General features: G+C 54.7%; 18 protein-coding genes. 7 read left to right on the top strand and 11 right to left on the bottom strand.

Annotation, left to right across the window (positions count from 1 at the left end; genetic code table 11):
- Positions 1-42: 42 nt before the first annotated feature.
- From sucD to sucC, 3 genes are all read right to left on the bottom strand, one after another.
- Positions 43-924: a succinate--CoA ligase subunit alpha gene (gene sucD / locus ACZ1G5_RS12125; RefSeq protein WP_472733083.1), complete on the bottom strand. Its 882-nt coding sequence runs from the start codon at positions 922-924 to the stop codon at positions 43-45.
- Positions 925-940: 16 nt separating this feature from the next.
- A complete protein-coding gene (locus tag ACZ1G5_RS12120; protein WP_472733082.1) occupies positions 941-1,528 on the bottom strand; it encodes a hypothetical protein in 588 nt (195 codons plus the stop codon).
- Between the two features lie 95 nt (positions 1,529-1,623).
- Positions 1,624-2,817 carry an ADP-forming succinate--CoA ligase subunit beta gene (gene sucC / locus ACZ1G5_RS12115; RefSeq protein WP_472733081.1) on the bottom strand — a complete coding sequence of 398 codons (1,194 nt, stop codon included), beginning with the start codon at positions 2,815-2,817 and terminating at the stop codon, positions 1,624-1,626.
- Positions 2,818-3,022: 205 nt separating this feature from the next.
- On the opposite strand from sucC, the gene ACZ1G5_RS12110 reads away from it, so the two are divergent.
- Positions 3,023-4,033 carry a glycosyltransferase family 2 protein gene (locus ACZ1G5_RS12110; RefSeq protein WP_472733080.1) on the top strand — a complete coding sequence of 337 codons (1,011 nt, stop codon included), beginning with the start codon at positions 3,023-3,025 and terminating at the stop codon, positions 4,031-4,033.
- 50 nt (positions 4,034-4,083) lie between these two features.
- Here the strand turns inward: ACZ1G5_RS12110 and mdh are convergent, their stop codons facing one another.
- A complete protein-coding gene (mdh, locus tag ACZ1G5_RS12105) occupies positions 4,084-5,046 on the bottom strand; it encodes a malate dehydrogenase (RefSeq protein WP_472733079.1) in 963 nt (320 codons plus the stop codon).
- Positions 5,047-5,205: 159 nt separating this feature from the next.
- Here mdh and ACZ1G5_RS12100 point away from each other — a divergent pair, with 159 nt between their 5' ends.
- Positions 5,206-5,961 (top strand): sulfite exporter TauE/SafE family protein, encoded by a 756-nt coding sequence (locus ACZ1G5_RS12100; protein ID WP_472733078.1) that lies wholly within the window; start codon positions 5,206-5,208, stop codon positions 5,959-5,961.
- A 14-nt stretch (positions 5,962-5,975) separates the two neighbouring features.
- Here the strand turns inward: ACZ1G5_RS12100 and ACZ1G5_RS12095 are convergent, their stop codons facing one another.
- On the bottom strand, positions 5,976-6,290 hold the full coding sequence (locus tag ACZ1G5_RS12095; protein ID WP_472733077.1) for a hypothetical protein: 315 nt from the start codon (positions 6,288-6,290) through the stop codon (positions 5,976-5,978).
- A gap of 195 nt (positions 6,291-6,485) precedes the next feature.
- Between ACZ1G5_RS12095 and ACZ1G5_RS12090 the strand changes: the two genes are divergently transcribed.
- From ACZ1G5_RS12090 to ACZ1G5_RS12075, 4 genes are read left to right on the top strand one after another with little or no spacing between them, the layout of a single operon-like run.
- The gene (locus tag ACZ1G5_RS12090) at positions 6,486-7,328 is read left to right on the top strand and encodes an HpcH/HpaI aldolase/citrate lyase family protein (RefSeq protein WP_472733076.1); all 843 of its coding nucleotides are present in this window, start codon (positions 6,486-6,488) and stop codon (positions 7,326-7,328) included.
- Positions 7,325-7,879 carry an NnrU family protein gene (locus ACZ1G5_RS12085; protein ID WP_472733075.1) on the top strand — a complete coding sequence of 185 codons (555 nt, stop codon included), beginning with the start codon at positions 7,325-7,327 and terminating at the stop codon, positions 7,877-7,879. The genes ACZ1G5_RS12090 and ACZ1G5_RS12085 overlap by 4 nt, the downstream gene beginning before the upstream one ends.
- A gap of 4 nt (positions 7,880-7,883) precedes the next feature.
- Complete coding sequence (locus ACZ1G5_RS12080) at positions 7,884-8,087, top strand: DUF1737 domain-containing protein (RefSeq protein ID WP_472733074.1); 204 nt, start codon at positions 7,884-7,886, stop codon at positions 8,085-8,087.
- Positions 8,084-9,109: a MaoC family dehydratase gene (locus ACZ1G5_RS12075; protein ID WP_472733073.1), complete on the top strand. Its 1,026-nt coding sequence runs from the start codon at positions 8,084-8,086 to the stop codon at positions 9,107-9,109. Before ACZ1G5_RS12080 ends, ACZ1G5_RS12075 begins: the two co-directional genes overlap by 4 nt.
- 453 nt (positions 9,110-9,562) lie before the next feature.
- On the opposite strand, the gene ACZ1G5_RS12070 is transcribed toward ACZ1G5_RS12075, so the two are convergent.
- The 3 genes from ACZ1G5_RS12070 to ACZ1G5_RS12060 form a co-directional block, all read right to left on the bottom strand.
- On the bottom strand, positions 9,563-10,168 hold the full coding sequence (locus ACZ1G5_RS12070) for a cold shock domain-containing protein (protein ID WP_472733072.1): 606 nt from the start codon (positions 10,166-10,168) through the stop codon (positions 9,563-9,565).
- Between the two features lie 143 nt (positions 10,169-10,311).
- Positions 10,312-10,710 carry a MerR family transcriptional regulator gene (locus ACZ1G5_RS12065; protein WP_472734325.1) on the bottom strand — a complete coding sequence of 133 codons (399 nt, stop codon included), beginning with the start codon at positions 10,708-10,710 and terminating at the stop codon, positions 10,312-10,314.
- Positions 10,711-10,970: 260 nt separating this feature from the next.
- Positions 10,971-12,608, bottom strand: coding sequence for a tetratricopeptide repeat protein (locus ACZ1G5_RS12060; protein WP_472733071.1), 1,638 nt, complete (start codon positions 12,606-12,608; stop codon positions 10,971-10,973).
- Between the two features lie 506 nt (positions 12,609-13,114).
- Here ACZ1G5_RS12060 and ACZ1G5_RS12055 point away from each other — a divergent pair.
- Positions 13,115-13,378, top strand: a complete 264-nt coding sequence (locus ACZ1G5_RS12055) for a hypothetical protein (RefSeq protein ID WP_472733070.1) — start codon at positions 13,115-13,117, stop codon at positions 13,376-13,378.
- Positions 13,379-13,754: 376 nt separating this feature from the next.
- Here ACZ1G5_RS12055 and ACZ1G5_RS12050 read toward each other — a convergent pair whose 3' ends face one another.
- The 3 genes from ACZ1G5_RS12050 to ACZ1G5_RS12040 all read right to left on the bottom strand — a co-directional run bounded on the left by ACZ1G5_RS12050 (position 13,755) and on the right by ACZ1G5_RS12040 (position 17,353).
- Positions 13,755-15,494 (bottom strand): ABC transporter ATP-binding protein, encoded by a 1,740-nt coding sequence (locus ACZ1G5_RS12050; protein ID WP_472733069.1) that lies wholly within the window; start codon positions 15,492-15,494, stop codon positions 13,755-13,757.
- Positions 15,491-16,576, bottom strand: coding sequence for a glycosyltransferase (locus ACZ1G5_RS12045; RefSeq protein ID WP_472733068.1), 1,086 nt, complete (start codon positions 16,574-16,576; stop codon positions 15,491-15,493). The genes ACZ1G5_RS12050 and ACZ1G5_RS12045 overlap by 4 nt, the downstream gene beginning before the upstream one ends.
- A gap of 267 nt (positions 16,577-16,843) precedes the next feature.
- Positions 16,844-17,353 carry a glycine-rich domain-containing protein gene (locus tag ACZ1G5_RS12040; RefSeq protein WP_472733067.1) on the bottom strand — a complete coding sequence of 170 codons (510 nt, stop codon included), beginning with the start codon at positions 17,351-17,353 and terminating at the stop codon, positions 16,844-16,846.
- Between the last annotated feature and the right edge of the window lie 87 nt (positions 17,354-17,440).

The raw sequence follows: 17,440 nt of genomic DNA, 5'->3' as shown, positions 1-17,440 counted from the left end.
ACTCACCAAAGTGCCGAATATCGACAAAAGACGCAACAAGACCTACCCTATCGCTTCCAGCACAGCCTCGCCCAGTGTCGCGGGGCTGTCGGCCACCACGATACCTGCGGACTTCATCGCTTCGATCTTGCTTTCCGCGTCACCTTTACCGCCAGCCACAATTGCGCCCGCGTGGCCCATGCGGCGGCCGGGAGGGGCTGTGCGTCCGGCGATGAAACCGGCTGTTGGCTTCCAGCGGCCTTTTTTCTTTTGCGAGGTAAGGAATTCGGCGGCTTCTTCCTCGGCGGACCCGCCGATTTCGCCGATCATGATCATCGAATGGGTTTCGTCGTCATCAAGGAACATATCCAGCACGTCGATATGCTCTGTCCCTTTGATGGGGTCGCCGCCGATGCCCACGGCGGTGGACTGGCCAAGGCCGCTGTCAGAGGTCTGCTTGACCGCCTCATAAGTCAGCGTGCCGGAACGGGACACAACGCCGACCGATCCGCGCTTGTGGATGTGGCCGGGCATGATGCCGATCTTGCAGGCATCCGGTGTGATGATGCCGGGGCAGTTTGGCCCGATCAGACGCGAGGCGGAGCCTTCCAGCGCCTTCTTGACGCGCATCATGTCAAGGACGGGGATGCCTTCGGTGATGCAGATGATCAGTTCCATTTCGGCGTCGATGGCCTCAAGAATCGAGTCGGCTGCGAAGGGCGGCGGCACGTAGATCACAGAGGCGTTGGCTTCGGTCACATGTTTCGCCTCATGCACCGAGTTGAAGATCGGCAGGTCCAGATGCGTCTGACCACCTTTGCCGGGGGTCACGCCGCCGACCATCTTGGTGCCATAGGCGATGGCCTGTTCAGAGTGGAACGTCCCCTGCGAGCCTGTAAGGCCTTGGCAGATGACTTTGGTGTTTTCGTTTACGAGAATGGCCATGTTTCTTGGTCTCTTTCTATTCTTCGGATTCGGTGTGTTCGTAGACGTAGATCAATGAGCCAGTATAGAGGCCTGATATGGTGATCTGACTGCGGACGAAAACATCGACCTCAGTGCCGTTGTCTGTTTTTGCGTAGAATGCGGCGAGCCAACCCGGCTCGTCTGAAAAGTCAAATTCGTAAAAGCTACTTGGGTACTTGTTGCGAAGGACGGTTCTTGCCAGCAGCACCGCGTCTTCATCGCGAAGTCCATCCCGACCAAAACCGCAGTTTGGATCCGTGGTGCCAATGCTGGTCAAGCCGAAGACACTGCGATTGAAGGCCGAGAAATTGACAGTCCCCTGCCGTTCCCATTCAAACTTGAAGTTTGATGTCCGTAGCGCGCTTTGCACGGCCAACATGCTTGGGAAGTTTTCAAGGCAAACCTCAATGCCTTGAACAACCTTTTGATTGCCGCTGTTGCCTAAAACTTCTGCGGCCGTCGCAGTGCGCGTGGCGTCATCGCAACCAACCAACAAGATACTCGACGCCAGCGCGACGAAACAGCCTTTCAAAGTGGCAAAATACATCATGCCATCACCGGTATCGCGAATTTCGCCGAGCACGCCCAAAGGCCGCTGCGCAAGCTATTGATTGGAAGATCGGCCATGTTGGCCTCCTTGACACTCATGCGTGGAGAGGGGGTAACCCTGCCTTACGACTATCCTTTTACCGCCTTAACAATCTTCTCAGCACCATCCTTCAAATCATCCGCTGCGATCACATCGACGTCGCTTTCGTTGATGATCCGCTTGCCTTCTTCGACATTTGTGCCTTCAAGGCGGACGACGAGCGGGACCTGCAGGCCGACTTCTTTCACCGCTGACACAACGCCCTCGGCGATGACGTCGCAGCGCATGATGCCGCCGAAGATGTTCACCAGAATGCCTTTGACCTGGGGGTCAGAGGTGATGATCTTGAACGCCTCGGTCACTTTTTCCTTGGTCGCACCGCCGCCCACATCGAGGAAGTTGGCAGGCTCAGCCCCGTAAAGCTTGATGATATCCATCGTCGCCATGGCGAGGCCCGCGCCGTTGACCATGCAGCCAATCTCACCGTCGAGCGCGATGTAGTTCAGATCGAATTTCGACGCGGCGAGTTCTTTGGGGTCTTCTTCGGTTTCATCCCGCAGGGCGGCCACGTCGGCGTGGCGGTAGACCGCGTTGCCGTCGAATGCGACTTTGGCGTCGAGGACTTTGAGGTCACCAGTATCGGTGACGATGAGCGGGTTAATCTCCAGCATCTCCATGTCTTTTTCGACGAAGGCTTGGTACAGTTGGCCCATCAGTTTCACGCATTGCTTGACCTGATTGCCAGTCAGCCCCAGCGCAAAGGCCACCCGGCGCCCGTGGAAGGGCTGATAGCCTGTGGCGGGATCAACGGTGAAGTTGAGGATTTTCTCTGGCGTGCTCTCGGCCACTTCTTCGATGTCCATGCCGCCTTCGGTTGAGCAGACGAAACCAATGCGGCTGGTCTGGCGGTCAACCAACAAGGCGAGGTACATTTCTGTTTCAATGCCCGAACCATCCTCGATATAAATGCGGTTAACCTGCTTACCTGCAGGGCCGGTCTGGTGCGTCACCAAGGTGCGGCCGAGCATCTTTTTGGCCTCTTGCGCGGCCTCTTCAACCGATTTGGCCAGACGCACACCGCCTGCTTCGCCGGCGTCGGCCTCTTTAAACTTACCCTTGCCGCGGCCGCCTGCGTGGATCTGCGCCTTGACCACCCAAAGGGGCCCGTCCATTTCGCCGGCGGCGGTTTTGGCATCTTCGGCGCGGGTCACTGGGCGACCGTCCGAGACGGGTGCGCCATAGCTGCGCAACAAAGCTTTGGCCTGATATTCGTGAATGTTCATGGGGACATTTCCAATGTGGCTACGGTTGAGTTCAGTCTAACCACAACAAATTACCGGTTTCTAAGTGAAAAACGTAAAATCGGGAAAGATTCGTACATTTGTGATCACAGTAGAAAAAAGTGTGATCACAAATTTGATGCTCGTGAATGTTCCTTACTTTTTTATTCAGTTTTCAAGGATTCGCGAGAGTGATAGCCATATCGCAATGACTGATGCCAAACCGACCTGGGCCGTTGTGGCAACCGTGGATGAGCCACCTGCATTGGTGCAGGCCTTCGTTGCGTGGCATCTGTCGTTGGGTGCATCTGCGATCTTTCTTTATTGCGACAATCCTGATGATCCGGTGCAGGCTATGCTGGCCCACTTGCCGCAAGTCACGGTAATCCCGTGCGACAAGGCCCACTGGCTCCGCGTCGGCAAAAGCCGTCCGCGCCGTCATCAGGTCCGGCAGGTGCGCAATGCGCGCGATGCCTATGCGCGTGCGCAGGCGGACTGGCTTTTGCATTGCGACGCGGACGAGTTTGTTTGGGCGGATGTGCCGGTTACGCAAACGCTTGCGCATGTTTCCCAACAGACCGATTGCATTGCGGTGCCAGTCGCTGAACGTGTGCACCGCACAGGTGCGCCTGAAACGACCATCTTTGAAGGCGCCTTTCGCCGCCCGTTTCGTGAACCTGCCCGACGCGGGCGTCGCATATTCGGACCTGACTTTGACCTCAGCTATCGTGGTTTGACGGGGCATTCACAGGGAAAGGCGTTTGTGCGGACCGGACGTCCGCTGAAACTGTCCATTCACCGTCCGCGCGGCTTGGCCTCTGGTCACGACGTGGCTTTGCAGCGCGCAAAGACAGGCGCATTGGAGCTGCTTCATTTTGAGGGGCTGACGGCAACATATTGGGTCTACAAACTGGCACGCATGGCGCACAACTTGGCAAAGCGCGATGGCATGCCCCCCTCGCCACATCGTCGCAAGCAAGCGGATGCGCTGATCGCGGATCCTGACGGCGCACTGGCTCTTTATCAGCGGCTAAAGGTAATTGATCCGACATTCGAGACGTTGCTGAAAACGCATCATCTTTGGCGCGAGGCGGCTTTCGACCCTGCCCCTGCAATTGCAGAATTCTTCCCCGGCACTTCTGTTGATCTGACGCCGGCAGCGATGGATCAATGGCTTGAAGAGAAGAAGTCGCGAATTTTATCATTTTTGCTGGATTGAAACAAAAAAGGCCTCCATGACGGAGGCCTTTGTGTTGCGCTATCGTGCGATCAGGACAGGCTGTCGTCGATGCCTTTGCAGGCTTCAACAAGGCCCTTCACGGCGTCGACAGATTTATCGAACATCGCCTGTTCTTCTTTGTTCATCTTGATCTCAACTACGCGTTCAATTCCGCCAGCACCGATCACGGTTGGGACACCAACGTAGAACCCATCAAGGCCATATGCCCCATCAACATGGGCCGCACATGGTAACAGACGCTTTTGGTCTTTGAGGTAGGCCTCGGCCATTTCAATGCCGGATGTCGCGGGTGCGTAGAAGGCCGAACCGGTTTTCAGCAGGCCAACGATTTCGGCACCACCGTCACGGGTGCGCTGCACGATGGCGTCCAATTTTTCCTGCGTGGTCCAGCCCATGTCCACCAGATCAGGGAGCGGGATGCCCGCAACGGTGGAATACCGTGTCAGCGGCACCATTGTGTCGCCGTGACCGCCCAGAACAAAGGCTGTCACGTCGCGCATGGAAACGTCGAATTCTTCGGCAAGGAAGTGACGGAAGCGGGCGGAATCGAGCACACCGGCCATGCCGCAGACCATGTGGTTTGGCAGGCCAGAGAATTCGCGCAGCGCCCAGACCATCGCGTCCAACGGGTTGGTGATGCAAATGACGAATGCATTTGGCGCATGGGCGGCGATGCCCTCGCCAACGGATTTCATGACTTTCAGGTTAATGCCCAGCAGGTCATCACGGGACATGCCCGGCTTGCGGGCGACACCGGCTGTGACGATGCAGACGTCCGCGCCAGCGATATCTTCATAGCTGTTGGCACCTTTGAAGCTGCCATCAAATTTGGCCGCGGGGCCGCTTTCGGCGATATCAAGCGCCTTACCTTGGGGGATGCCTTCTGCGATATCAAAAAGCACAACATCGCCGAGTTCTTTGACAGCTGCGAGGTGCGCAAGCGTGCCGCCGATTTGTCCGGCGCCGATAAGGGCAATCTTGGGTCTGGCCATTGAAACAGGTCCTTTGGTGATTTGGTTTCGGCGATTGGGGTAAGGGTTTGCGGCCTTGCGCGCAAGAGTGCTGCATCGCGGCGTAAGGCAATGTGATGTGGTCAAGATCACGCCAAACCGCTAACGAGACGTGAATGAAGGACAAATCAGGCCGCTTACGTGATTGAATTTGGTTGGCAATTTTTCTTGGTTGGCATCCCGGCGATCATTTTCGGCGGGATATCAAAAGGTGGATTTGGGTCAGGTGCCGCATTTGTGGCGGGTGCGATTCTGGCGCTTGTCGTGCCGCCGGGGGCGGCCTTGGGCATTGTGCTGCCACTTTTCATGCTGGTCGATGCGGCCACTTTGAAACCCTATTGGGGCAAATGGCATTGGCCATCCGCCAAGGGGTTGATGATTGGTGCGATCCCCGGATGCATCATTGCCGCATGGCTTTATGCTATTGTTGATGCGGATGTGTTTCGCCTGCTGATCGGTGTCATCTGTTTGGCCTTTGTGGCCTTTCAATGGTCGCGCGCGCTGGGCTGGCTGACAGTGAAACAAATGCCGTTTTCGGCGCCACTGGCTTGGTTTGCGGGCATGGTCAGCGGGTTCACCAGCTTTGTCAGCCACGCCGGTGGTCCGCCCTGTGCCGTGTTTTTGCTATCGCAAGGCCTCAGCAAGACAGCCTATCAGGCGACCACGGTCGTGGTGTTTTGGGCGATCAACTGGATGAAGGCCGTACCCTATGCGTTCTTGGGCATCTTTAGCTGGGACACGATTATGGGCAGCCTGTTTCTGGCCCCCTTTGCCCTGTTGGGTGCGTGGATCGGTGTGAAGGCCCATCATTTGGTGCCCGAGCGGCTGTTCTTTGGGCTGACCTATGTGTTGTTGGTGCTGACGGGTGTCCGGCTTATCTGGATCGCTTTGACATAAGCCGGACCCCTATCTCAGCTTTGGCTGTCGAAGTTCGCCAAGGGTTCGTTCACATATTGATAGGCTTGCCCTGCAGCGACCAGACAGGTCGGTCCACCGGGTTGCGTGACCGTGATGGTCCATGAGCCGGTGTCCATGGAGGCAAACACCTCGACCACCGAATTGTCGCTGCCCAACCCGATGGATTGGCGGCTTTCGCCGTATGCCGTTGCCAGACGTTCGACCACGACCGCGTGGTCGGCGCAATTGCGTGATTGCGCCTGCGTCTGTTGTGCTGCGATCATCACCGCGCCAATCCCGAAGGACATCAGAAAGAATGTACGTCTCATTTGGTTCCCCTTTTGCAGCTGGGTCACAGCGACGGGCGGCGACCATGCAAGTGGATCAAATTGTCCGGGGAACTTGCGCGAAAATGGTTAACACACCGTAACGATGGGTCCGGTCGCTGCGTTGCGGCAATTTTGCCTTGAATGATCCACTTAAATCTGGCGTTGTTTGCGCAACTTTGTTGCGAGGAAGATTCTATGCATGACCGCCCTTACCGATCCGCCCTGTATATTCCCGGGTCCAAGGACCGGGCCTTGGACAAGGCGCGGGGTCTGCCTGTCGATGTGATCTTGTTTGATCTGGAAGATGCGGTCGCACCGGATGCAAAGGTCGCAGCGCGCGATACGTTGTTCGATGCTTTGGCGGATGGCGGATATGGTGCGCGGTTGAAGATTGTACGGATCAATGGTCTCGACACCGAATGGGGCGCTGCTGATGCTGCCGCCGTTGCCGCGATGAATTGCGACGCGATTTTGCTGCCCAAGGTGGATGGCCCCGCCGACGTCGATGCGCTGGCCGCTTTGGTGCCAGACTTGCCGATTTGGGCCATGATGGAAACGCCGCAGGGGGTTTTGAACGCAGAAAGCATCGCGAAACATCCCCGCATCGCAGGGTTTGTGCTGGGGACAAATGATCTGGCCAAGGACCTGAATTCGCGGACACGTGCAGCCCTGATGATGTCCTTGCAGCATTGCATGCTGGCGGCCAAGGCGGCGGGGATTGTAGCGTTGGATGGTGTCTATAATGCCTTCAAGGACGAGGACGGCCTGCGCGCTGAGTGCGAAGAGGGTCGGGATATGGGTTTTGACGGCAAGACCCTGATCCATCCCGCACAGGTGGCGATTGCAAATGCAGCCTTTGGTCCGACCGAAGCCGAGATTGATCTGGCCCGCCGCCAGATCACCGCGTTCGAGGCGGCAGAGGCCGAAGGTCAAGGCGTTGCCGTGGTCGATGGCCGGATCGTTGAGAACTTGCATATCGTCACCGCCCGCGCGACTTTGGCCAAAGCTGACGCCATCGCCGCATTGGAGACGACATGACACTATTGATTGCAGGCGTTGCCCTTTGGTGGGCGGCGCATTTCTTCAAACGGCTGGCCCCAGGACCGCGCGACTCGATGGGTGACAAAGGCTATCCGGTGATGGCCGTTGCGATCCTGTTGAGTGTGGTGCTGATGGTGCTGGGCTATCGCGCGGCTGATGGTGCGGTCTATTGGGGGCGTGAGCCGATGTGGGTTGGGATCAACAACCTGCTGATGGTGCTGGCGTTCTATTGCTATGCGGCAAGCGGCGCGAAAGGTGCGAAAATCTGGCTGGGTACCAAGATCAGGCATCCGCAGCTGACCGGTTTTTCCATTTGGTCCGTAGCGCATCTGCTGGTCAATGGCGACACGCCGTCCTTCATCCTGTTTGGCGGATTGCTGGTCTGGGCGATCTTGGAAATGCTGCTGATCAACACGCAGGAAGGTGCGTGGGAGCGCCCGCCGCGCGCGCCGTTTAAGAAAGAGGTCGTCGCAATCGTGATCACGCTCGTGATCGTGAGCGTTGTAATGGCGATCCACTATGCGCTGGGCGTCACACCTTGGGGGTAAGGCCATGAAAATCTACCGTATGCTGACCGAAGACGACACATCGCAGTTTTGCCACAAGGTGTCCGAGGCATTGTCGAAAGGTTGGGAGCTTTATGGCGATCCCACCTATGCCTATGACCACGCCAATGGCGTGATGCGCTGTGGCCAAGCGGTGACGAAAGATATCGACACACCCTATTCCCCGGATATGAAGTTGGGACAGCAATGACCAAGACGAACGCAGGCCGTTTTTTCGAGGATTACGCCGTTGGTGATGTGATCACCCATGCGGTGCCGCGCACGATCAAAATGGGTGAGCGCGCGTTATACCATGCGCTTTATCCGGCCCGCCATGCGCTGCATTCCTCGGATCAGTTTGCACAAAGCTGTGGCCTACCCTTCAGCCCGCTGGATGATCTGGTGACGTTCCACACTGTCTTTGGCAAAACCGTGCCAGATGTGTCGCTGAATGCTGTTGCTAATCTAGGATACGCCGAGGGGCGGTGGATCACACCGCTTTGGCCCGGTGATACGATCACTTCGACGTCTGAGGTGATCGGGGTCAAGCAGAACTCTAAAGGCAAATCCGGTGCTGTCTGGGTGCGGACGACAGGGCGCAATCAGCATGGCGAAGAGTTGATGTCCTACGTGCGCTGGGTGATGGTGCGCAAACGGGGTGATGGGCCGGCACCCGAGGCGGTGATCCCTGAACTGGCCTCAGCCGTATCGGTCGATGATCTGGTGATCCCGCAGGGTTTGGATTTCACCGGTTATGATTTCGCTTTGGCGGGCGAGCCGCATCGCCTGTCTGACTACGGCCGCGGAGAGATCATTGACCACGTCGATGGTGTGACCATTGAGGAGGCCGAACACATGCTGGCCACCCGCTTGTGGCAGAACACAGCGAAAGTGCATTTTGATGCGACGAACCGGCCCGACGGGAAGCGGTTGATTTACGGGGGCCACGTGATTTCATTGGCGCGGGCCTTGTCGTTCAATGGCTTGGCCAATGCGCAGATGATCGTTGCTCTGAACGGCGGTGCCCACGCGAACCCGTGTTTTGCGGGCGATACAGTGCGGGCATGGTCCGAAGTTCTGGACACCGCGCAAACCAGCGCTCCGGGTGTTGGTGCGATCCGTCTGCGGCTGGTGGCGACCAAGGGCGAAGCAGGTGTCTTGCGCGGCGATGACGGCAAATATCACCCTGACGTCCTGCTGGACCTCGACTATTGGGGGCTGATGCCGGTTTGATGGGTGTTGGGGCCCTAAACGTCCGTAGCGACGGGCAACGACCGATTTGAGCCCAATCTGTGAATTGGATTTTCTCGCTGCGTGCAGTCGCGGCACAGAGAATGCCGCAGGTGCGTGATTTTGAGTGCTGCGTTACAGCAGAGAAACCTGCCATTCATGCAAAACGCAGCGAAACCAATACGGCGAACTGGTAGATTGCAAACAAACCAGACATAGCGTCAAAAAACACCGTTCCCCCTCTCACTGTCCAAAGTTTACGCAAGGTGAACTCCACCGCCCTTTGGTCCATTTCAGAAGACAATTGCGTGGGTATGTTTTTCTCACAGACGCTATTCATTGTTTCGTTGTTTGTCTGTTGCTATCGTCCCAACGTCGTTCACTCACCAACGACCTTGGGGCGCTCTTTCCACAACCGTTGATGCTGAATAATCTGCCCCTGTCGCAGGCAGACTGCTATCGGGCATATCGTGTTCCATCCTGAACATTGATACCACTATGACTGCCACTTGCTTTGGATATGCAGGGCATCGCGACTGCAGACGCGCTTACGTTCTGCTCACCGGCACTCCAGCTTAGGACATGCGATGCGATTTTCCCTTTTTCACGATGCACGATCTTCAAAGAAACAGCCTCGCCGCCTTGGACCGCAGCCAGACCGCATTCACGCAGAACGGAAGAACCGACAAAAATGTCATCCGCGTGGCCGTAGGCATTTGCAAAACCATAGCCCTTGGTGGTGCTGAACCACTTAATGCGAGCAGGGACCAGGTCACTCACGTCTAGATCTTTAAGCGAAGTCGAAGGAGCGCCATCAAGTGAATTGGCTTGAGGTGTGATTGAACGCACATCAAAGGCTTGTACGCCCTGATCTGAGTGCCGTACGCTGACCTCAACTTGGCTGCCATCGGAGACTGAGTTCACGCCGAAGTTGCGCAGTACGTTTGCATGCAGTAGCACATCAGGGCCGCCTTCAGCGGGCTCTATGAAGCCAAAACCTTTTGTCGGATCGAACCATTTTACGGTTCCTGCAATGACAAATTCAGCGTCGTCAGATTTCATGAGTTGGGGCATTGGTTACACTTTCCATGTAAAATGAGTAATATGGTTAACAGAAGTATTTGTTTAAGTTTTTGGTCCTGTGGGTTTCACGAAAGAACTTTGGAAATCATGGCGCTGTCTTGCCAACAGGCTCGAACGGGGCTTCATGCGATGGCGTGTCGTCTCTTTTGTTGGGGTTCGATTTGCTCAAGGCATTCGAACAAGCGCAGCTCGAGATCTGCAATTGTTTCATCAAGCCGCCAACGCGTTTTCTTTAATTCCTCGAGGCGCGGAACGCCGGCCTCATAGGCCTCGACCAATTGCTGTTGTTGCTTACCTTGGTCGTAGAGGCTCAGCAGATACCGCATCTGTTCGAGCTTAAAGCCGTAGCTCTGACCCTTTAAGATCAACTTCAAACGCGCCCGGTCCCTTTTGGTGAACAACCGTTGGTTTCCCTGACGCAGGGGGAACAAAAGTTCTTTTTCTTCATAGAAACGAAGAAGCCGAAGTGTGACTTTGAAATGATCGCTCATCTCTCGGGTCGTCATGAGATCTTTTTTCATTTTGTCATCCATTACATTGCGAAATGCGATCGCTTGGGCAAACAAGCCGCTACGACAACACGCGTTAAGAGAGAGCCGGCTGACGTCCCGCGTTATTCTGGGGTGACCGGCTTGCTGTGATGGATACTTACGCAGCGGAAGTACGCGCCGTAAGGTTACGTTACGTGAGTCACATGTTAAAAAAGCACGTACGATATTGTTTTTAAAAGGGTTTTAAAATTGGAATTGGCCAGCATCTTATTGAAGCTAACCCATGTCAATTAAAGCCGGCCTATCATTGCCCCTGCAAGCTCTTCATAGTTTCTGATGAAGTTTTGCCCTTGGGGCGCTTCGCTGCAAAGGCGAGGCAGCGTAACTGTTGCAAAATGATCTGGCGAAATGTCCGGCCAGTTTGCTTGGTGGCGCTGTATCGTTTCGGCAGCCTCGTCAGGTCTGCCAAGCTTGTTCAGCAGCATGGCATGCCGCATAAACGAATATGGAATTTCAAAAATCACTGCTGCGCTTTGTTCTGCTTCAAGTGCGCTTTGGTAATCGCTCGCATTGAGATGGAGCCAAGCGATCCATGTCAGTGTGAGCCATCTAATTGGATTGTCCGGAGACAATGATGCGTCAAACGCAATTGCCTCTGCGATGATATTTGCTGGAGGTGCTGTGCATGTGTACGGAATGACCAGGGACAAAAATCGGGCTAGGTCATGACCGGGATCGAGATCGACAACGCGGCGCATAGTCACATGGCTTTGTCTAATCTGACCGGCATGCCACTGTGATTGCGCGACGTTAAAGACAGCATCAGGGTTTTGTGGGGCCAATTCCATGGCCCGTCTCCCATGCATGACCGCTTTATCGCGTATCGCTTGTTCATCGGATGGGGCGTAGACATTTGCGAGGTAGCTAAGTTTGTCTGCCATGACCGAGTGTGCGGCGCCAAAATCTGGATCTCTTGCGAGTGCCAATTCCATTAACGCGATGCGTTCGAGCTCCCACTCTACCGCGTTAACTGCAGGGCCAGGCACCCAAGTCGCCATAACGAATAGTTGCTGAGGTGTCAGCCGCTCTGGATCGCGGCCCTCTAAGAATTCTTTTGATGCGCCCAAGAGACGCACGCGCAGTTCGTTGCCAACTTGCCTTACCACCTCGTCTTCGATGTCATCTTCCGCATCGACGACGAGTGATCTTGTCCAAACCACCCGATCAACAGCAAGGTTCAATAGTTCAACATCCACCCTGCTGCTGCCCAAATTTGCCTGACTGACTAATCCACGCAGCAAGAAATCCGACTGATCATTGTTGGGATCCGTTTCAACAGTTGTCGCGACGACGCTACTACGTACGAGACTGCGTCGCAGCGCGGCTTCTACTTGTGCAGACAACTGCTTGTCGCCGACAAATGGTGCAATCGAAATGACGACGGCATCCTCATCAGATGCAATTCTGTCTGCGTCGCGTAAGATCAGAAAGACCGTGAATAAACCGAAGCACAAAAGTGCCGTTACCAAGGCCACCATACGCCTGCGGGGCTTGCGTTTGATTGGCTCGGATAGTTTCGGTTTCTCGTCGTGTTCCGCCAAAGGCCGCTGCGTGATGATCGGACGGTAACTACCGACAGGAATCTCAACAGAAATCTGGCAAGTTGCTTCTTCGCTCTTTTCAAAGGTGGCGAGAGCATTTCGCATTCTGCCCATTTCCACGCGAACGCTGCTATCAATAGCCGGATCAAAATCACTGGATTTATCGAGAACATCTACGCCGATGGAATAGGCTTTCAGAGTCGCGCCTTCACCATTAAGTTCTGCCTTAAGGAGATATTCCAAGAGTTTGAGGCGTCGCTTGCTTCTGCCTAAAACACCTGAGCGATCAACACAGCCAGCGTACTCAGAAATAACATGGTCCGGCAATGAGTGGTCCAATGCAACAAATTACCCGTTTTTGTGTCTTATTGCGCTGACGACTTAGGCCACCACACTTACCTAGCGTAAGTATAGCCCTTTAGCCGTGGCTTTCAACTCTCGGCTGTTTCCTAGGGATAGTGTTTGAGGTCGCGTTCGCATAGCAACCACCTTGCTCATGCGCCTGATCCGGTAGCATCAGGTGCCATCGTGAGCATTGCGCAGGGGCCGCTCGTATATGAAACTGCGCCTACAGTTCCGTTTGTCGCTCGCGGCGGTAGAAACATTTATCTGAGCTGCTGTGTCTTGGCGACCGCTTAGTAGTGGCTTCAGGTGAACCAAACTAGATCACGGTAGCGGACATTCAGGCAACGTACAGCATTCCACACTAAGGGCTCTTTGCTGTCATCAGATGACGATTGGTGCATGGCTGCTTACTTGATCTGCGTTTACGAGGTCACTCACCTTGAGACATTGAGGCCGAAGACACCGTACGCCTCGTCTCAAACGTCCTGATGATCGCGTTGGGCGGTGAGGGCGACCGGATGCAGGCTGTGAACTTTGATGCCAGTGACTTGTCGGCTTTGCTTCCTAGCGCGCAGATCGAACAACACGCCCCTGCATTTCACTTCACTGCAATGCCCTTGTGCAAGCAAGCGGCAGAGGAAATGCTTTTGGAAGAAGGCGATGATGCAGTTTGCACGGATCCGGCAGGTACAAACCGTGAAACAGTCCATGCAGCAATTGTTGATGCTATGGCAAGAAGTCTTGGTCTTTGAGACTATGAGCCGTTCGCTACTTGTTAGCGAACGGCCGTTTTGTCCCACCGAGCGGCCATCTGGCACTTCAGAGGCAACATTTGCCTGACTAGTTCCGTCAGGTGACTGGTTTCAGCTCAACCAGTGAATCGGATTCTCGCTGCGCGCGCGTAACGCCGGTATTGCTCCAGCAGCGCAATTTACTACGCCGCTGCGCGGCGGCAAAACCGGTCGTTAATGCAAACCGCGGCAAGAACGAAACGTTCAAGTTCAATAATTTGTTGCGGTTCGTGTGATCTTCTGAACGTCGGCTACCAGCATTAAGTCACCATCCGAAACGCCAGTGGCCGCATGATCGCCCCACACTTTGCGGCACGCTCCATGGAAAGTCTTATACTTACATCTGAATTTCTTCGCCGTTTTCGATCTCATCCAGTTCGACGATTTCATCCGCTATCTTCGCAACACTCGGGTCATGTGTAATCATAAGCGTTACACATTCCACGGAGGCTTCTTTGATCGCCCCAAGAAGTTCGTCACGTGCTGCGCTATCGAGCGCTGATGTGACTTCGTCTAACAAAAGGATCTGCGGGCGGTTGTAGAAAACCCGGGCTAGACCAATCCGCTGGCGCTCTCCACCAGAAATTTTTGCACCGCGCTCTCCAACTTGTGTTTCGACCCCCTCATCGAGACGGGAAATAAGATCGTCCAGACGGGCCCGCCCAATCGCTTCAGCCAGCCGCGCTGCGTCAATATTCTCAGAAAGGGCGATGTTGAATGCCAGTGTGTCCCTGAAAATGACAGGTTCTTGTTGGACCAATGCAACGCGACAGCGGATGTCGGTGGCAGCAACCTCGTTCAATGAGACACCGTTTATATAAATCTCTCCTTCGGAAACCAGATAGAGTTTTAAGAGTAGTCGCACGAGGGTCGACTTTCCGCTACCCGATGGCCCAAGCAGTGCTACAATTCGTCCTTTGGACAGGGACAGGGTAATGGGCATCAAGCCCTGCCGCCCGTTGGGGTACTGAAATGCGACATTATTTATTTTGATCTCGTCAATCACATCCGGCAACTTGGTTCGTTCAGTATCAGTGTCGGGCGGGATCGACAAAAGCTCGACGAAACGAGACACCGATGAGATCGCCTGACGCGAGTCCCTGTATGAAAAACTAAATCCTTCAATCGAGCGGAACAGCTGCAAAAGCAAAGCATTGACCAGGACTATCTGTCCAATCGTCAGCGTTCCAGATGACACGCCATTGAAAGCAACTGTAAGTGTCGCGCCAAGTCCAGCAATGAGAACCACGCCTAACGCGATACCAAAAAGTCCACGCGCATGGTAAAAAGCGAGATAGCGATGGTGCATCGCGCCAATGGCCTTTCCGTATCGTGCTGAGATTGTAGGCGCGAGCGCCATGGACTTAATACCTTCGGCATTAAGAATGGCATCACCCGCGATACCCTGTGCCGAGATGCCACTGTCCAGTGCCGCACTAAAGCGCGCGCTTACCCGTTCTGCACCAAAAACCAAGAGGATTGCGTATAGCCCAATCGTGCCCCCGACGATCAAGGCAAGTGTTGGGGAAAGGACGGCTGCAAAGGCAATCACAACCACCACAATCTCGACAAGCACAGGGCCGAGTTGCGTGAAGAGGGCGCTCAACAGGCTTCTTAAACCACCAATACCCTGCCCTACGATTGTCTCAAGACGTCCCATTGCGCGGTCGGCGTGGAATTTCGCCGACAAAGCCAATACATGGCTCAGATAATGTTCTCTCACTGCAGCCAATAGACGATTTTCGGCAGGCTGATAGACAAGCCAACGGGCCTCTATCAGCAACTTCGCAAGCCCCCAGGCAACAACTGACGCGATGAGCATCAAGACGGCATCTTCAGCCGTTGCGCCGTTCAGAGCATCGATGGCCCGTGAAAACGCAATTGGTGACAAGGTCGCGCAGATTGCAGTGAAAACGGTCAATACGATCGTGATTACAAATCTCAGCCGTGTCGGGAACGATATGCGATTAAAAAATAAGCCCCAGAGTGCATGAATCCCTTGGCGATATGGTGCCAAAGGCGACGCCGGTGTGGCATTCAAACCAGCAGCCAACTGTTGGTGCGTGCTTGTGTTCACATTTTTATCTCTTCCAATACGTCGACAATCTCGTCGTGAGGGTGAGCATTCACTTCAATGACCCGCGAGAGCGTGGCGGCATGATGGCCAAGGCTTTTTCGCAAGCTTTCATCTTCCAAAACGCTTCGCAAGACCTCGGCAAGATCTTCACGATCCTCTGGATCCGTCACGATTGCGACATTTGCGCCGACAACAATTTGGTCACGGAAGAACAATTTGTCAAAAATCTCACCGCTCAAAATGAGCGGGCGACCGCAAGCCAGTACTTCACGCGGGACCTGTGGGCCATGAATTGAAATGGGAAACCTATTTTCTAGGAAAGCCACTGCGTCACAACTTCGTATGAAGGCGGGAATGCGCCAGGATGGCAAGGGTGGCAAGATAAGCGCGCGGCCTTTCAGATTTTGGCGCGCTGTTAGGTATTTCAAACAATGGATGAATCGCCCCGTCGTCGCACTCCAGAGGGCAGCAAAGCGGAAAGGAACTTCTGCAGCTGCGAGATTACTAAGGGCGTCTATCAACTGATATGTCCCCTTCACCTCAGCAATCTTGCCATAAGTACCAAGCGTTGGAGCATCGTTTTCAAGGGCCGCTTCATTCCAATCACGCAGTGTTTGACGCAACTCTTCAGGTAGATCGTAGCTGTCGAACACAGCCTCTGCCGATTTAGCAACTTCGCTTAAGTTCAGTTGGTCATGCTCAAAGAACTCTGCACCCAATTGTCGGCCTCTTGTGGGTCGCAAACGATCCTCTTGAGCACCCGCATCTTTCAGAAGCTGCACTGCATCCTGTTTCAGTGAGGTCATAACGCAATCGGCACTTGAGAGCATATGACGGTATGCCTCCCTGAGATCGTCATGCAATGCTAACCGTCCTATGTCGCTGCCCGCATGTCGAAGGATCACCGGCTTGTCTAGACGCTCTCCCATTGTGTTGGCGACCAAACCGTAAGGTTCGAAGTACCAACCGATGATGACATCAGGTACGCGTTCCGCGCTCACCCGAAGTCCGACGCCCAAAAGTTGACTGACATAGGGCTCACTCCACGGGATGTAGCTGAAAGGTTCCAGTGTTTTCGTCATATGGCAGCGTAGGTTTGGATGCGCGCGCATACGTGTCCGGTCCTCTTGTGCCATCATTTGCCGAAATCCCGGCGGCATGACATCTGCATTCGAAACGATATCGACAGAATGCCCGGCATCCGCCAAATCCAAGGCTGCCTGCCACGTCGCTTTGGACACGCCGCCTTGTATCGGCGGTACTTTACCAAACATCAGAATATTCATGCGCCCATCTTTCTGTAATTGAGGGATAGACCTCCAGCGGATGTTTCCGCTGGAGGTCAACCGTCAGTGAACCGTGCAGGAATGTCCGGTACAGCTGTTGCAACCCTTGCATCCGGTACATGCTGTATCGCTCAGCCCAAGCGCCGAAAGGCCTGGACGTGGCCAGTACGCGGCAGGAGCCGGTTCGCCATAGACCTTTTCGTAGTCATCAAGGAAGGCGAAGTAGTGTTCGAGTGTATCGTCAGACACGCCACCCTCGACCTCTGGAACATGGTGCATGAACTGCCCCGCAACCTTGTCGCAGAACTGTGCGTACTCGCGCGTGAAGATGACAAACGTATGCCACAGCTCGTCGATCGCGCCCATCATGCCATAGAATTTTCCCGCATTGATGCCCGTCGCGCAAAGCGACATAAAGCGGATCAGTTCACGATGGTGATCGCCGACAACCGCATCAGAAAAGCCTTGTTCGCTTTGGTAACGGACCAGAATATCGCCCATATCAAAGGCTTCAGCCCTGGCGGTTCGTTTGCGTGCGTCCGCAATATAGGCTTTTGATTTGGCAAAACCCATTGCCGGACGCTGGGGGGCGCTTTGGGTTGGTTCTCCGTTGGGATAGGTTCAATGGGTGGTGGAATATTGATTGCTGTCTCAGTCATT

It is taken from the genome of Yoonia sp. JB2-21, from assembly GCF_055693545.1.
The sequence above is the reverse complement of the archived record's forward strand: the minus strand, read 5'-3'. Positions and strand labels throughout refer to the sequence as shown.

Bases quoted from the DNA above. Each gene is read 5' to 3' on its own strand.
- sucD (WP_472733083.1), bottom strand. From the start codon at position 924: ATGGCCATTCTCGTAAACGAAAACACCAAAGTCATCTGCCAAGGCCTT.
- sucC (WP_472733081.1), bottom strand. From the start codon at position 2,817: ATGAACATTCACGAATATCAGGCCAAAGCTTTGTTGCGCAGCTATGGC.
- ACZ1G5_RS12110 (WP_472733080.1), top strand. From the start codon at position 3,023: ATGACTGATGCCAAACCGACCTGGGCCGTTGTGGCAACCGTGGATGAG.
- mdh (WP_472733079.1), bottom strand. From the start codon at position 5,046: ATGGCCAGACCCAAGATTGCCCTTATCGGCGCCGGACAAATCGGCGGC.
- ACZ1G5_RS12095 (WP_472733077.1), bottom strand. From the start codon at position 6,290: ATGAGACGTACATTCTTTCTGATGTCCTTCGGGATTGGCGCGGTGATG.
- ACZ1G5_RS12090 (WP_472733076.1), top strand. From the start codon at position 6,486: ATGCATGACCGCCCTTACCGATCCGCCCTGTATATTCCCGGGTCCAAG.
- ACZ1G5_RS12085 (WP_472733075.1), top strand. From the start codon at position 7,325: ATGACACTATTGATTGCAGGCGTTGCCCTTTGGTGGGCGGCGCATTTC.
- ACZ1G5_RS12080 (WP_472733074.1), top strand. From the start codon at position 7,884: ATGAAAATCTACCGTATGCTGACCGAAGACGACACATCGCAGTTTTGC.
- ACZ1G5_RS12075 (WP_472733073.1), top strand. From the start codon at position 8,084: ATGACCAAGACGAACGCAGGCCGTTTTTTCGAGGATTACGCCGTTGGT.
- ACZ1G5_RS12070 (WP_472733072.1), bottom strand. From the start codon at position 10,168: ATGAAATCTGACGACGCTGAATTTGTCATTGCAGGAACCGTAAAATGG.
- ACZ1G5_RS12065 (WP_472734325.1), bottom strand. From the start codon at position 10,710: ATGAAAAAAGATCTCATGACGACCCGAGAGATGAGCGATCATTTCAAA.
- ACZ1G5_RS12055 (WP_472733070.1), top strand. From the start codon at position 13,115: ATGATCGCGTTGGGCGGTGAGGGCGACCGGATGCAGGCTGTGAACTTT.
- ACZ1G5_RS12045 (WP_472733068.1), bottom strand. From the start codon at position 16,576: ATGACGAAAACACTGGAACCTTTCAGCTACATCCCGTGGAGTGAGCCC.
- ACZ1G5_RS12040 (WP_472733067.1), bottom strand. From the start codon at position 17,353: ATGGGTTTTGCCAAATCAAAAGCCTATATTGCGGACGCACGCAAACGA.